The sequence below is a fragment of the Corynebacterium sp. H130 genome (assembly GCF_037572395.1).
Taxonomy (GTDB): domain Bacteria; phylum Actinomycetota; class Actinomycetes; order Mycobacteriales; family Mycobacteriaceae; genus Corynebacterium.
Genome location: NZ_JBBHLA010000004.1, coordinates 189586 through 205433, shown reverse-complemented (window position 1 = coordinate 205433; position 15848 = coordinate 189586). Strand labels below are relative to the sequence as shown.

The following is a 15848-nucleotide window of genomic DNA, read 5'->3' as shown; positions in this document are numbered from 1 at the left end:
ACCTTAGCCTTCCTTGTACAAGCGGATGAAGTGAACGAGCACGGCGGCGAAGCAGACGAGGCTCACGCCGAAGGCGAGCTGCATGGAGCCGGTGTTGTCGGAAACTAGGCCCTGGATCAGTGGGACCACGGCGCCGCCGATGATGGACATCACGATCACGGCGCCACCAGTTTCGGTATGGCGCTTGTCCTCGATGGCGTCCAGGGTGCGGGAGTAAATCGTTGCCCAGCATGGTCCGAACAGGCCCGAGGTGAGGATGGCGGCGTAGACAGCGGTGATGTTTGGCACGAACATCACGTACAGCAGGGCGAGGCAGCCCAGCAACGAATAGCCGATCAAGACCAGGTTTGGATCGATCTTGGACATGAAGATGTTGGCCAGGAACTTACCCAGGAAGAATGCAGCGAAGGCGAAGATCATGAAAGTCGACGCGGTGCGTTCGTTCAGGCTGGTGTCCAGGTTGAGCGCCAGGCGGATGGTGAAGGACCACACGGCAGTCTGCATGCCGACGTACAGGAACTGAGTCAAGATGCCTCGGCGGAACTTAGCGTTTCCGGCCAAGTAGGACAGGGTTTCGCCGATGGAGGCGGTGGCCTCGTGGGAGTCGTCGCGAAGCGGCTTGCAGCTTGGCATCTGGGTCAGGGCCACGATGATGAGCAGGACCACCAGCACCATGATGATGAACTGGTACGGAGTCAGGGTGCGCTGCAGCATTTCCTCTGCAAAGGCCGTCTTTTCCTCGGCGGTCATGGTGGCCATCTGCTCATGCAGGGCGTCACCGTCGGTGAAGACCAGGTACTTGCCCAGCAAAATACCGAAGATGGAGCCCAGTGGGTAGAACGTCTGGGAGATGTTCAGGCGCAGAGTGGACGAGGACTGCGGGCCAAGCATGGTGGAGTACGTGTTGCAGGACGTCTCCAGGAAGGACAGGCCGACGGCGATGGCGAACAGTGCGACGAGGAAGACGCTGTAAGTTGCCATGTGCGAGGCCGGGAAGAACAGCGTGCAACCGACGATGTACAGGGACAGGCCGATCAGGATAGAGAGCTTGTAGCTGTACTTCTTGATCACGCGCGATGCTGGGATGGCAATGAGGAAGTAGCCGCCGTAGAACGCGGACTGCACGAAGGCGGAGGCGAAGTCAGATAGCGTGAAGATCGACTTGAACTGGGTAATCAGGATGTCGTTGAGCGAGGCGGCGGCGCCCCACATGGGGAAGCAGATGGAGATCAGGATGAACTGGAACCATGGCATTCGGTCCAGGTAGCCGTCTTTCTGCTGGACGGTTGGGTCCTTGATGAGTGTCATATCAGGCTCACCCCATTCGAGGTGCCAATGCGGGTTGCGCCCGCGGCGACCATGGCAGCGAGGTCTTCTGGGGTGCGGACACCACCAGAAGCCTTCACACCGATGTCCGGCCCGACCGTTTCGCGCATGATGCGGACTGCCTCGACGGTGGCGCCACCATCTCCGAAGCCGGTGGACGTCTTGACGAAGTCGGCGCCTGCTGCGACGGCGCGCTTGGATGCTTCCTTGATTTGTTTTTCATCCAGGTAGCAGGTTTCCAGGATGACCTTCACCAAAGCAGGCTGGGCTGCGGTGACGACGGCTGCGATGTCTTCCTCGACGAATTCCCATTCGCCCTCCAGCGCTGCGCCGACATTGATGACCATATCGACTTCGTGAGCACCATTCTTCACCGCGTCAGCGGCCTCAAAAGCCTTGACGGCCGTGGTGTTCGCACCAAGTGGGAACCCGATCACGGTGCACACTTTTACATTAGTTCCGTTGAGCTTAGCTTCTGCGAGTGGAACCCACGTTGGATTCACGCACACGGAGGCGAAATCTGCCTGGATGGCTTCGTCAATCAGCTGCTCCACTTGAGCCTTTGTCGCTGTTGGCTTCAGCAGAGTGTGATCTATGAGCTTTGGGTCGGACATCTGTGACCTCTCTTTCAAAATGGGTTGTTAACCCAATATTCATCCAGTGAGGCACGATTGTCAATGGTTTGTTTTACAACTGTTCCAAACCTAACACTTTTAGGGCTGTCGCCTGATCGATAACCAAATGTGTGGCATAGCCACAGCGCAGCGCAACCTCAATGACCTGCGCCTTTTCGACGCCTCCGGCAACCATCAACCTGACCGGACGATCCTTGAGTTGATCCAGCGAAATACCCACAGTGCGCTGATCCACGTCCGGCACACAGATCTCACCATCGGTGTTGATCCAACGCGAGCAGATGTCCCCTACTGCTGTGGCCACGATTTTCTCTTTGTCCTTTTCAGTGAAGTAGCCCATTGCAAACAGCGTTGAGTCAGGTCGAGCGCTACCCACAGTGAAGACAACAACGTCCGCATGCCGCGCATGATCCATAACGTCGGAGATGAAAGGCTCATCCTCTACCAATCGCTTCACTTCCGCACTACGGAACACTGCAGGCAGAGGTAGCAATCGGGCCTTTGCATTGAGTGAACGACAAAACAGATCAATGGTTTCAAAGTCATTCGTGGTTTTGTCTGAGTGACTCAATCCCCCCTTGAGCTGCACAACTTCCACGCCATGCAGGTTTTGAGCCTTGAGGTGGCGAGCCATGGAATAGAGGGTGTTTCCCCAGCTCACACCAACGACGAAATTGTCCTTAACGAGCTCTTGAAGCTTTTCCGCTCCCAGCCTACCGAGTGCCGGAAGCACCTCTTCCCTACTGCCAGCACGGACCGGAGTGACTGCCACGTCAACCAGGTGATATTTCTCCGCTAACATGCGCCCGATCTCGGAGCCGGATTCCCGCGGATCATCAATTTCGATCCTCACATAGCCGGTCTCTTTGGCCAGCGACAGCAACTTCGAGACCGTCGGACGAGACACCCCCATCCGTTCAGCTACCTCTGATTGAGAGTAATTCCCCAGGTAGTAGAGCTTTGCAGCATCAATGGCCTGGAGTTCGCGGTCTTCCACGTCAGTTGCCTTTCTATCGCTGAAACTACGATCAAATCTACCCCCGTGATTGTTACCGGGTTTTTGATCTGGCTACCTTTCGCATGCAAGTAAATTGCTAAAAGTAACCATTGCAACAGTTTCGTATGAAAACTGGCAACAAGTCCCCCCTACCTATCCAGGCAATAATCGCCAATTTCCCTTACATCCTCCAACGACTGCAAAACCAAAGCGGTACCAGAAGGGAAAACAGTCGCATTGATTTCCCAGGTCCAGGGAGCGCAAGTTTTACATTCGGCCCCAACCAGCTTCGACGTCCGGGCGCGCGATGTGACGGCCAAATGTTCTAAGTCACCCCTAGCCCTTCTACGCATAGACGTAGAATTACATTAGTTCCAGAATTGGCACCCCGACACAGGATTTGTACTGCACCGAGCAAACAGGCAACTACTCCCCAAGTTAAGTGTTGAAGTATTCGTCGGATCCCCTGCCAGAGGCCATGGATTGCGGGAAAGCGTACTGCTCCCACCATTAACAAACCCGCTACGACTCTTCTTCAAAACGCATGACAACACAACATCAAGTCGAAGCAGATTGACAACATGCTGTTATCAAATGCTGTCAATTTTTAGTACACTACACCTGAAAACTAAGATTTATTCCACTAAAATTTATGTAATTCGAGCAGCACAGAAGCAAGTGAGCTGTATCCCGACGGAAATACCGCATAGTTGAACCTGAAAAATAAGAGCATTTACGTGAGGTTGGAATCATGACACCACCTGGGCATGAATCTTCTCTTAGGTCTTCACGGTCCGAATTGATCCAAAAGGGGCTTGCCCTCGCTTCGTTGACAGGCCGGACTGTCACGATCTCCCAGGCGTGCGAAGACACTGGTATCTCAGCAGTAACTGCCAAGAAGCTCTTTGATAGCGACGCTGACTTCGTTATTGCGCTCAAAAGAGAGCTCATTCATCATTTCAGCAACACAGTTGCAGCTCCAAGCTCTGCCAACCTTGAAACTAATGTCCGAGAGTTGCTTTTTAGTTACATCGACTTTGCCACAGGCGCCCCAGTCTATTTTAATGCGATGAGCAACCTGTTCCTGGCTCCACCCGATTTTATGGAGCGCAACAGCCTCGACATTCACCCGCTGATCATCCTCACACGAGAGATAGTGAAACGGGAAGCTCCTGATGCCTCAGACTGGCTGCGCACTACCCGCACCCTGGCGCTATTCTTTTCGATTCACGGCTGTGCTCACTTGTGCACAGTCGGGATCCTTCGACATCTAAGAGAAGGAGCCAGGAATCGCTATTTGGATTCCGCTGTAACTCACGTGATCGGCGGTATCAGCGATTCCTTGGAGACCGGGTGTGGCCTCACTATGGAGCCGAGGGAATTCGCTGGCATTATTAATTTCCCCGTTATTCCTCCGGCACGTTTCTTCCCTCGCAGCACACCAGCCGAAGCTGAAATGGCATTGTTCAGAGGTGCCGTGGAGGAAGTTGCGACCGTAGGTGCAGACAGATTAAGCGTGGAAGGTGCTGCCGCTCGAGCCGACCTTTCCCTTAGCGTAGCGCGCAGGTTTCTTGACACCGACATTTCTTTTGCAAAACAGGTGGAAAACCACCTGGATGCTCTTTCCACACAAGTTCTTGAATCCCACATGGCATCGGTGCCCAAAGGGCAACCTTTCATCAGTTACGGCAAAGCGAACGCTTTGGGTTACATCAAATGCGCTTTGATGGATCCGCTGGGGTTCGAAGTGTACATTGAGCTTTCTTCTGGCTCCATCGTGCCCAGTACCTTCGAAAGCTGTGACGGAGTATTCGAGATGGGCGATGCTTTTTCCCTTTTGGTCGATCTCGTTCGCCAATGCATCGTCGAAGGTGACGGCCCACAGGACACTCTGGTTCTCTACGATTCCACGCTTTCCCTCTGGTCCTATGCACACGGAATCGCGCACGGTATCGCTTGCGGGCCTTTCCGGAATTTGCCATGGCAGGAAAAACTCAAATATCTGGGCCCATTGGTGGATATTTCTATTGGAAGTTTGATCCACCGCCTTGACCTTGACATTCGCGGCGTAGAGATGAAGCCGATCCAGGATCTGCGCGCGGAGTAAGTTGAGGAAACTAAAAGTCTACAGCTGTTCAACCGACAATGCCCGAGCGCATTCAGCCTGTGCGCGAACCACTTTCTTCAGTTCTCCGCGGTCACGCACGGAATCTCCAGTTACGTGTTCGGGTACCTACAGTTGGCCGAAGATACGGATAGTCGCTGAAGCCGGTATCCAAAACGGGGTTGAATTCAATTTTTCGTAGGAAACTGCCCCATCGCTGATCGAAATGACTAAAAGTCACGCGAGATGCCATTGCTTATCAGCCTTCTAGCATTCCCGAGAATCCTGAGGACGACGATTGTCCACTCCTAGGTGAAAGACCGCAGAGCAAACATCAACTGTGTGTTGCTGAATATCGCCTAAAGCAAGTGGCGCCCTCAAGGTCTGATGAAAGCTATCCCACACAAAAACTTCTTCTACTGGATAGCGAAAATCCATAAACTTGTGTTTATTGCCGTATTTACTAAGGAGGACTCCGTATGAGTCACATTGTGGAGGTACCCAAGGTTCCTCGTTCTCAGACGATCCCGTTAATGCTTGCGCTGCTTGCAGCGGTGTTTGCGTTTCAGCTCAATGCTTCCATGCTGTCGCCAGCTCTTGCCACGATGGAGAAGGAGCTGAACACTACTGCTGCTCAGATCGGACTTTCTCAGACCGCTTTCTTCACCGCGGCTGCATTGTTTTCTCTGTTCCTTCCTCGTTGGGGCGATTTGGTTGGTCGCCGCAAGGTCCTTGTTGGCATGATGACTCTCACCGGGATTGGTTGTGTAGTTGCTGCTCTAGCGCCAAACGTGACGGTGCTGTTCATTGGCCGCATTATCCAGGGCGTTGCTGGTCCGACTGTTCCGTTGTGTTTGATCATGCTTCGTCAGCAAGTGGCCAATGAAAAGCAATATGCGCTGCTACTTGGTATTTTGACGTCCGTCAATGGTGGCATCGGTGGCGTCGACGCGCTCCTCGGCGGTTGGCTTGCCGGCCACATGGGTTTCCGTTCCATCTTCTGGGTCATGACCGGGGTGTGCGTACTTGCCGTTGTTGTCGTCCAGCTGTTCACCAAGGAATCCACCGCTGATGAGACTGCCCCGATGGACTGGGCCGGTGTCGCCCCACTCGCCGTCGCTACTGGCGCGTTGCTGATTGCGTTCAATGAAGCTGGCAAGCTTGCCGACGCCCGCTGGTGGCTTGTCGGGTTGCTTATCGTCATCGGATTGGGAGGTTTCGTGGCCTTCTGGAACATCGAAAAGCGAGTGGCACATCCGTTGGTCACGATCGATTACCTCGGCCAACGCCGCACCTGGGCGTTATTGCTGACGACGCTGCTCACCATGACCGGTGTGTTTGCCGTGATGAACGGCTTGGTTCCTAATTTGGCGCAGGACAGCGCGAATGGCGCCGGGCTTGCCGCAGATGTGGTGTCCTGGTGGACACTCACTCCTTATGCCCTCGCGGGATTGTTCTTCGGCCCTATCGCGGGTGCCTTGGCAGCGAAGTTCGGTTACAAGCTTGTCCTTCAGGTCGGACTCGTCGGCACGTTTGTTGGCCTCATCGCATCTGCTTTGATGTCCGAGGGAATCACCAAGCTCAGCCTGTTGATCATTTCCATTTTCGTGGGCGTTACCTACGCAGGTATTGCGAACATCATGCTCAATGGCCTTGGCATTGTGCTCTCCCCTGCCGACAATCAGGGTTACCTGCCAGGCATGAACGCTGGTGCCTTTAACCTCGGTGCTGGTATTTCGTTCGCGATTCTCTTTGCGGTCTCCACGGCATTTGTGAACAACGCAGGTGGCTATCGTGCTGGTATTTTCGCAGGAGCCATCATTTTGGCCTGCGCATTTTTCTCTTCTCTTCTCATCCCGAAGCCAGAGACTATTTCCGATACTTTGGCAGCGCAGAAGGCACTCGAGCTGCGCAACACCTCATCAGATTAGGAGCTTGACAATATGAACAAGATCATCCTTGACTGCGACCCAGGACATGATGATGCCGTCGCAATGCTGCTCGCTGCAGCCAACCCGAACATCGAGTTGCTGGGCGTGACCACCATCGGCGGTAACCAAACCCTGTCGAAGGTCACCCACAACGCCCAAGTTGTCGCGACCATTGCTGGAATCGAAGCGCCAATCTATGCAGGCTGCACCCGCCCTCTGGTCCGTCCTGTCGAAGTCGCTGAAAATATCCACGGCGATACGGGCATGGAGATCCATAACTATGAGCTGCCGAAACCGACCGCCACGGTGCAGCCAACTCACGCTGTCGATTTCATCATCGATACCGTCATGAGCCATGAACCAGGAACCATTACTTTGGTCCCAACTGGCCCGCTGACCAACATTGCGATGGCGGCGCGCAAGGAGCCCCGAATCGTCGAGCGCGTCAAGGAAGTTGTGTTGATGGGTGGTGGCTACCACGTGGGCAACTGGTCCCCTGTTGCCGAATTCAACATCAAGATTGACCCAGAGGCTGCACATATCGTGTTCAACGAGGCCTGGCCTGTCACGATGGTGGGTCTCGACCTCACACACCAGGCACTAGCAACCCCTGAGGTAGAAGCCAAGATCAAAGCCATCGGATCTGACGTAGCTGATTTCGTGGTCGCACTCTTTGGCGCGTTCCGCAAGAATTACCAGGATGCGCAGGGCTTCGAAAACCCACCGGTCCACGACCCTTGTGCAGTCGCTTACGTCATCGACCCAACAGTGTTCACCACGGTCCGGGTACCTATTGACGTCGAGCTGACTGGCGCCCTCACCACCGGAATGACCGTCGCCGACTTCCGCGCTCCGGCCCCAGAGGACTGCAATACCCAAGCAGCTGTGGAACTGGACTTTGACAAGTTCTGGTCCATGGTCGAAGACGCAGTGCGAAAGCTGAGCTAGCGCAAACTGATTAGAGGCGAAGCCGGCAGGCTCCGCCTCTTTGCTTCTCTTGTCTCCCCGGCGTTAGTTTATAGGACTTTCCCGGTTTTTTGAGCTGCAATACCGTCGCAGATGATATAAATCCAAGCACCTGTTGTGAAGGTTATTCGAAGCCGAAATGCACTTCGACCCACAACCTTTAAGAGGCTATCGTGGAGCCACCGCGTGCACACGCATTCGATTGGGATTGATCCAAATGTCCGAGCATTCGATAGGCCGACTTTCGTCGAGGAAAGAAGTTTGCTCCATGAACAACAATGGTTCACCAACCCCAATTCCCACAATGCCTGCTAGTTCCGCATCGGCAACTGTTGCAGTTATTGAGCGTTCACCAAAGGCAATTCGTTCGCCTAACTCGGTTTCAATAAAGGCAAACAATGACGTTTGACTCAGATCTGCTTCGAGAAATTTCCGAGTCGGTATGGAATCAAGTCTCACCCAATTCTTGGTAAAGGCAATGGCCCCTTCATCGTCTTTTCGCAATCGATCGATGCGGATTACCTCATCTCGGGAATCCAGTTGGAGTCTCTGGGCAATTCTCCTTGCTGCCTTTTCAACACCAGTGTGAACAATTGCGGTCTCGTAGGAGATTCCCCTTCGTTCGAGTTCTTCGGCGATCGATGTCAATGTCGTTGTCATTGGCGACTGTAAAGCAGTTGCTGCAACAAATGTGCCTTTACCATGCACCTTCACCAATCGATGTGTGTCATGCAGCTCTGCTAGGGCTCGTCGCAACGTACCTCGAGCAACCCCAAGCTCATCAGCCAATTCCGGCTCCGATGGCAGCTTGTGCCGAGGTGGCCACTCCCCAGTATCAATTCGTCGAAGAATTTCCTCGACTACTTGCTTATACAAAGGTGCTAAGTTGTCAAACTTCATAACACGTCCCAGGCACAAGAGAAGTTTATCACTAGAAAAGTGATGTACATAGTTGTACAAGTTGTGTAGTGTTGTACACATCCACTTAGGCGAAAGGAGGATACACAGTGAAGCTTCTCGTAGTTGGTGGCTATGGGGTCGGGTTGTCATTCTTTACCGATCATGCACCTGAAGCCGGAGAAACGCTTTCCGGAGCCAGACTTACAGAACATCATGGTGGAAAAGCTTCCAATCAGGCAGTAGCGGCATCAAGACTAGGCATTGAAGTAGAACTTTGCACTTCAGTCGGAGCTGATTCTTTTGGTGAAGCAGCATTCCATTTATGGGAAACAGAATCAGTTGGTAGTTCAAGCGTCACTAGTTTGTCTGGCAAGACGATGGTGGGATGCATCATCACCGAAGCGAACGGCGAAAACCGAATCTTGTTAGCGAACGGCGTTTTGGATGACTTCACACCGGAGATTATCGAGAACCAAATTGAAGCGTTCTCCACAGACATGGTCTTGGTGTCGTGCGAGGTTCCTAGTTCCACTGTCCGAAGAGCACTGAAACTCGCGCACGAAAAGGGCGCGCGCACAATTCTCAATCCGGCACCTGTTCCCGAATTAACAGACGAAGACTGGGCCAACATTGATGTCGTCACTCCAAACTCGACGGAAGCACGGCAACTATTGGGAGAAGATTCCACTGGAATCGAAATCCCCCGAGTAGCGGAACTGTTGGCCGAAAAGTATCAAGTAGCGGTGGTCGTAACCAATGGCAGCCACGGATGCGTCGTGGCTGTACCAGGCGGGACTGCAGAAGTCATCCCAGCACATCGCGCGGAACGTGTTGTCGACACAACAGGTGCTGGTGACTCGTTTAATGCGGGGCTCGCCGCAGCCCTTTTGCATGGTTTGGATTTACACCAAGCAGTGAAGTACGGCACCGCTGTCGGTGCTCTGGCCGTCGAAACTGAGGGCGTCATACCAGCCCTTCCTACAGCTAAGACTGTCCAAGAACGATTTGGATTGACCCTAGAAAGGTAAAAATGAACATCGAAAAGCCAAGCGATCTCGCTCCGTTCATTCAGCACACTCGCATTGCTATCGGAACGACAAAAGAAGAAGCAATTCAACATGCCGAAGAAGCAGTGAAGTTTGGATTCAACGCTGCAATGGTAGCGGGATCTCGCGTCGCCGAAACGGCCGCAGTTCTCAAGGGGACCGGAATTGAAGTCGCATCCGCTCTCGACTTTCCAACCACTGGTGTAATGACATCAGCAGGTAAGGCCGCTGAGGCGGAAGCGCTAGTGAAGGCCGGCGCAACTCAGATCGATATCGGTGTTCAGATCGGCTGGCTCAAAGACGGCGATTACGAGCGCTTCAAGCAGGACATTGCCGGAGTAGTTGCATGTGGCGTGCCAATCAAGGTCATGCTGGAGCTTCCACTGCTGACTCTCGACCAGCGAAAGACCGCTGTCGAACTGGCAGTTGAAGCAGGAGCAAAGTACTTGAAGAATGCCTCTTCAGGATCGGTCCAAAAGGCAGATGTCGAATCAATCAAGTTCCTGAAGTCGCTCGCACCAGAAGGAGTCCTGGTAAAGGGATCTGGTGGCATTTCGACTTTCGAGCACGCAAAGTCGCTGATCGAAGCTGGCGCTTCCCTCGTCGGCTCATCTAACTCTGTCGCCATCGTCACCGGCGAATTGAACAATGTCGGAAGCTACTAGAACTGGAAACTAAACCATGGAAAAGATTCCTTTCATTCTCGATACCGACACCGCTCAGGATGACTGTGTCACCATTCTCCTCGGCCTACTCAGTCCGCGCGCTGACATGCGCGCCATCACCATGGTTGCCGGAAATGTCGGGTTTGAGCGACAGATCGCCAATGCCCACATGACTCTCAATGCGGCTGGAAAACTGGGTGAAGTTCCCATCCATGTTGGGTGCAGTCAGCCAATAGCTCGGCCATGGGTGTCTGCAGAGAATGTCCACGGCGATGGCGCCGGCGGTCTCACCATGGATTTTTCAACGTGCAGGACTGAAGACGAGCACGCCGTAGATGCACTCATCCGAATCACGAAGGAAAATCCTGGCGAAGTGAGCCTGGTCTGCATCGGCCCTCTGACCAACATTGCTATGGCCGTCGCCAAGGATCGTGACTTCGTCAAGAATGTCAAGAGCGTGTACATCATGGGTGGCTCCAACAATGGCCGCGGAAACATCACGGCTGCTGCGGAATTCAACTTCTATGTTGACCCGGAAGCTGCTCAAATCGTGTTCACGGCTGGTTTCGAAGACATCCATGTCCTGGTGTGGGATCCTGTGACGTTGCGCGATGCCACGATCACCCGTGAGGTGTACAACCAGAAGGTCTCGGTCGACACACCGGTAGCCAAGTTTTTCAAGGCAGTGTGCGATACTACCCTTGATTTCAACGAATCAGTTGGTGTCGACGGCTCGACGCACCCTGATTCCATGACTCTAGCCACGCTGCTCTACCCGGAGTTGGTGGAAGAAAAGGGCAAGTATCGAGTCGAAGTTGAGTGCAATTCCGAGCTGACTCGCGGATATTCCTTTATGGCGTGGGACAAGTTCGATGTGGAGCCAAACGCAACGGTGTTCGAAAAGGTCAACAAGGAAGGCTTCTTCGCGCTTGTCGACGACATGTTGGCTACCAATACTCAGCCGAATCAAGAAATGACCGTGTCATGACCACGTCCACTGAGGTCCGGGTAACCCCTGCAAGAAACAAAGAGATCTCGTCTGTCCTCGTCTTGATCTCGTTCATGCTGGTGATCTCCAGTTTCCAGCTCAACGCCACGATGCTGTCGCCTGCGATCGGTGACATGGCAACACGGCTAAATACTAATCCTGGTGTGATTGGTTGGAGCTCAACTGTCTTTCTATCAGTAGCCGCAGCGTTGGCGGTCTTCTTTCCACCGTTGGCAGACAAAATCGGCCGGAAGAAAGTCACCACGATTTCCGTTGCAGTAATGGTCGTGGGCACCCTTATCGTGCTGTTCACCAACTCCCCGGCGCTGCTCATTCTGGGACGTGCGCTGCAAGGATTCTGCGGAGCGACCTTTGCCTTGGGAAATCTCACTTTGCGTGCGATCCTTGATCCCCAAAAGTATGGGTTTTACATTGGCCTAGTTGCCGCCGTGAATTCCGGCGTAGCTGGTGTTGATACCTTGCTTGGTGGTGTCCTTACCGATGCCTACGGCTACAAATCAGTAATCCTCGTGATCCTTCTAGTTGAAGTGTTGGCACTGCTCATGGTTCAACTTTATGTGCCAGAAACTTCCATTCCGGCAGTTGCGAACATGGACTGGATGGGAGCCATTTCTCTTACTGGAGCCCTGTGGGGCCTAAACATGGCTGTAACATTTGGTTTCAGCCAAGTGGGTTGGACTTCCCCTCTGACAATCGCCATGTTTGCAATTACTTTGATTTCTGCATCTGCCTTCTTCATCGTGGAGAAGAACCATCACGATCCCCTTGTTCCGTTGTCGGAGCTAGCAGCCCGGTCTACGTGGGCGCAACTGGGTACGACGTTTTTCACGATGGCTTCAGCGTTCGCTGTACTTATCTACTTGATTCCTGCAGTTTCGCAAGATCCAAAGTCATTTGGAATGGCAAGTACGACATCTGCGATCATGTATCTGACGCCGTTCTCCCTAGCAGGCTGGTTAGTGGCACCGCTCGTGGGATCTTTCGCTCCACGTTTGGGCTATCGTCTCGTTCTTAGGTCGGGGTTGATTGGAACGTTGGTGATTCTCGGTGTAATGCAATTCTTTGGTTTCGGAGACAAGTGGCTCATCTTTGCTCTTGCATTGCTGATGGGTGTTAGCTACGCCGGAATTTCTAATACATGCTTGAACGCACTGGGAGTACTGTACGCATCTGAAACCCGACCAGGTGTTCTCCCTGGTCTAACATCCGCGGCGTTCAATTTGGGTGCAGGCATGGGCATTGGTGTGATGGCGTCAACCGTCGCTCGTTCTACCGACAACGGATATGCAGCTGGCTTACTCGTTGGACTGATTTGCGCAGCCATTGCAGTGGCAATTTCCATGTTCCTACCAGCTAAGGTCGGTTCTGCGGAGAAAATCTAGTTTCCTGCTTTGCTCACCGCCCAGGCCATATGCGCCTGGGCTTTCCCTTTCTGCAGGTCAAACAGGAATTCAACGAAGCCTCCGCTAAAGTAATACCCATGACCTCCCTCTCCCCTGCCGAAAAGTTGCTCGCCGCCCAGAACTTCGCCGAGACATGGAAAGATCGCGGCAACGAGAAGTCCGACACCCAGCAGTTTTGGCTCGAACTTCTCGAGAAGGTCGTGGGGATGAAGGACACGACCACCAACGTCATCTTTGAGGCGAAGACAAGCCAGCGCGGCTACATCGATGTGTGGATTCCGGATGCGAAGACTTTCATTGAGCAGAAGTCGATCAATGTCGATCTCGACAAAGCGGACATCCGACAGGGGCAGACGGTGACGGCGTTCCGCCAGGCGCTCAATTATGCAAACACGATGCAGTTCAGCCAGCGCCCGCGTTACATCATCACCTGCAATTTCCAGGAGTTCCGCATCTATGACCTGGACAAGGAGAACGCGGAGGCCAATTACTTAAGCTTCACCCTCGCCGAGCTTCCCGACCAGATCCACCTCCTCGATTTCCTCATCGACCCGCAACGCGCCCGCGCCGTCCGCGAAGAAAAGGTCTCGATGGATGCCGGCCAGCTGGTCGGCAAGCTTTACGACGCCCTACGGTCCCAATACTTAGATCCCGATACCGACGAGCCCCAACATTCCCTCAACGTGCTGTGTGTCCGCCTCGTCTTCTGCTTGTTTGCCGAGGACGCGGGCCTCTTTGAGAAGGATGCCTTCTTCCGCTACCTCAACGGTCTTCGCCACGACCAGGTCCGCACCGCGCTTCTCGAGCTATTCAAGGTACTCAACACCCCTGTCGATCAGCGCGATCCGTACCTTTCCGACCAGCTCAAGGCCTTCCCTTACGTCAACGGCGGCCTATTTGCGAAGGAAGAGCAGATCCCGCACTTCACCCAGGAAATCCTGGATCTACTGCTCAACGAGGTGTCCCAGAAAACCAACTGGGCACAGATCTCCCCGACGATCTTCGGCGGCGTTTTCGAGTCCACGCTGAACCCGGAGACCCGCGCGAAGGGCGGCATGCACTACACCTCGCCGGAGAACATCCACAAGGTAATTGACCCGCTGTTCCTGGATGCCCTCAAAACTGAGCTCACCAGCATCGTCGAGGAAACTGGCATTTCCGCGAACAAGCGCAAGAAGAAGCTTGAAGCCTTCCATAACAAGATCGCGGGCCTCACCTTCTTCGACCCTGCTTGTGGCTCGGGCAACTTCCTCACGGAAACCTACATTCACCTGCGCAAGCTGGAGAACAAGATCCTTTCCGAGCTCGCCGGCGACCAAACCCAGCTCGGCTTCAGCGATGTCACCCTCAAAGTCAGCCTTAACCAGTTCCACGGGATCGAGATCAACGACTTCGCCGTCTCTGTGGCTTCCACCGCCCTCTGGATCGCCCAGCTCCAGGCCAACATCGAGGCCGAAACGATCGTCACAACGAACATCGAAAGCCTTCCGCTTCACGACGCCGCCCACATCGACCACGGCAACGCCCTGCGTACCAACTGGGCCGGCGTCATCGCACCTGAGAAGTGCGACTACATCATTGGTAACCCGCCATTCCTCGGCTATTCCCGACTCACCGACGAGCAAAAAGAGGACCGCAAGGCGATCTTCGGCAAGGATGGCGGCCTCCTGGATTACGTCGCCTGTTGGCACAAGAAGGCCGCCGACTTTATGAAGGGCACCCAATGCGAAGCCGCCCTCGTATCCACCAACTCCATCTGTCAGGGCCAACAAGTCACACCGCTATGGAAGCCGCTTTTCGACGCCGGAATCGAAATCAACTTTGCCCACCGTACATTTGTCTGGAGCAATGAAGCCACAGATCAGGCGCATGTCTTCTGCATCATCGTCGGGTTCTCGTATGTCGACCGACCTGTGAAGCAGGCGTGGACATATACGCGCAAGGGTGTCGAGTATTCGGAGCCAACAAATTTGAACGGCTATCTCGCGGATGCGCCGAATATTGCTGTGTCTAAACGGGCCCATCCAATTTCCCTCGCCCCACAGATGATTCGAGGAAACGGTGCAACAGACGGTGGAAATCTTTTGCTATCGCCAGAAGAGGCTAGTGAACTGGAAAGGCTGGAGCCCGAATCGAGAGAATTCATTCGCAAATACTCGATGGGCTCGGAATTCATCAACGGCAAAGATCGTTACTGTCTATGGTTAGTCGACTGTCCACCAAACAAGCTTTCCCAAATGCCAATGGTAAAGAACCGAGTCTTGGCAGTTCGCGAAATGCGTCTGTCTTCAACCAAACCCGCAACAAGAAAGAAGGCTGCCACGCCATGGCTCTTTGATGAAATTCGATATTCAGGAACTGACACCTATATTGCAGTTCCGCAAGTCTCATCCGCGCGTAGATCTTACATACCAATCGATTTCGTCACAGACGGCATGATACCGGGAAACATGCTCTGGTTCCTTCCAACTGCTTCCTATTACATATTTGGAATTCTGACTTCACAATTCCATAATGCATGGAACCGTGTAGTGGCAGGTCGATTGAAATCGGACTACCGATACTCAAATACGGTCGTCTACAACAACTTCGTCTTCCCGCAAGTGGATGCGAAAACAAAAAAGAACGTGGAGAAGCGGGCACGCGCCGTGCTTGATGCACGCGCCCTATACCCTAAGGCGACCCTGGCTGAAATGTACGACCCGGACAATGATTTCTTGTATCCCGAGTTGATGAAGGCTCATCGGGAGCTCGATCAGGTGGTCGAAAAGGCGTATGGAGTCGATTTTAATGGCGACGAGGAGAAGATCGTTGCACATCTATTTGCACTTTACGCTTTGGCAAATGATTCAAAGAGTAGATAGAA

Annotated in this window: 12 protein-coding genes; 8 read left to right on the top strand and 4 right to left on the bottom strand. The window is 53.5% G+C overall.

All coding sequences use genetic code 11. The features are described from left to right. Positions 1–3 precede the first annotated feature (3 nt). Genes fucP through WG939_RS09090 form a run of 3 tightly spaced genes read right to left on the bottom strand, consistent with a single transcriptional unit; the run spans position 4 to position 2958 of the window. Entirely contained in the window at positions 4–1308 is a 1305-nt protein-coding gene (gene fucP / locus WG939_RS09100; RefSeq protein WP_339984944.1) for an L-fucose:H+ symporter permease, read from the bottom strand. Then, entirely contained in the window at positions 1305–1961 is a 657-nt protein-coding gene (gene deoC, locus WG939_RS09095) for a deoxyribose-phosphate aldolase (protein WP_445227897.1), read from the bottom strand. Before deoC (WG939_RS09095) ends, fucP begins: the two co-directional genes overlap by 4 nt. A gap of 52 nt (positions 1962–2013) precedes the next feature. Further along, positions 2014–2958, bottom strand: coding sequence for a sugar-binding transcriptional regulator (locus WG939_RS09090; protein WP_339984940.1), 945 nt, complete (start codon positions 2956–2958; stop codon positions 2014–2016). A gap of 751 nt (positions 2959–3709) precedes the next feature. Here WG939_RS09090 and WG939_RS09085 point away from each other — a divergent pair. The 3 genes from WG939_RS09085 (at position 3710) to uriH (ending at position 7941) form a co-directional block, all read left to right on the top strand. Next, the gene (locus tag WG939_RS09085; RefSeq protein WP_339984938.1) at positions 3710–5065 is read left to right on the top strand and encodes a hypothetical protein; all 1356 of its coding nucleotides are present in this window, start codon (positions 3710–3712) and stop codon (positions 5063–5065) included. Between the two features lie 476 nt (positions 5066–5541). Next, positions 5542–6993: a uridine transporter UriT gene (uriT, locus tag WG939_RS09080; RefSeq protein WP_339984936.1), complete on the top strand. Its 1452-nt coding sequence runs from the start codon at positions 5542–5544 to the stop codon at positions 6991–6993. A gap of 12 nt (positions 6994–7005) precedes the next feature. Beyond that, positions 7006–7941 (top strand): uridine-preferring nucleoside hydrolase UriH, encoded by a 936-nt coding sequence (uriH, locus tag WG939_RS09075; RefSeq protein WP_339984934.1) that lies wholly within the window; start codon positions 7006–7008, stop codon positions 7939–7941. 186 nt (positions 7942–8127) lie between these two features. Here uriH and WG939_RS09070 read toward each other — a convergent pair whose 3' ends face one another. Beyond that, entirely contained in the window at positions 8128–8859 is a 732-nt protein-coding gene (locus WG939_RS09070) for a GntR family transcriptional regulator (protein WP_339984932.1), read from the bottom strand. 107 nt (positions 8860–8966) lie between these two features. On the opposite strand from WG939_RS09070, the gene WG939_RS09065 reads away from it, so the two are divergent. From WG939_RS09065 to WG939_RS09045, 5 genes are all read left to right on the top strand, one after another. Then, positions 8967–9887 (top strand): ribokinase, encoded by a 921-nt coding sequence (locus WG939_RS09065; RefSeq protein WP_339984930.1) that lies wholly within the window; start codon positions 8967–8969, stop codon positions 9885–9887. A 2-nt stretch (positions 9888–9889) separates the two neighbouring features. Next, complete coding sequence (deoC, locus tag WG939_RS09060) at positions 9890–10570, top strand: deoxyribose-phosphate aldolase (RefSeq protein ID WP_339984928.1); 681 nt, start codon at positions 9890–9892, stop codon at positions 10568–10570. A gap of 16 nt (positions 10571–10586) precedes the next feature. Next, positions 10587–11558, top strand: a complete 972-nt coding sequence (locus tag WG939_RS09055; protein WP_339984926.1) for a nucleoside hydrolase — start codon at positions 10587–10589, stop codon at positions 11556–11558. Then, a complete protein-coding gene (locus WG939_RS09050; protein WP_339984924.1) occupies positions 11555–12961 on the top strand; it encodes an MFS transporter in 1407 nt (468 codons plus the stop codon). Before WG939_RS09055 ends, WG939_RS09050 begins: the two co-directional genes overlap by 4 nt. Before the next feature lie 98 nt (positions 12962–13059). Continuing rightward, positions 13060–15846 carry a DNA methyltransferase gene (locus WG939_RS09045; RefSeq protein WP_339984922.1) on the top strand — a complete coding sequence of 929 codons (2787 nt, stop codon included), beginning with the start codon at positions 13060–13062 and terminating at the stop codon, positions 15844–15846. Positions 15847–15848 lie beyond the last annotated feature (2 nt).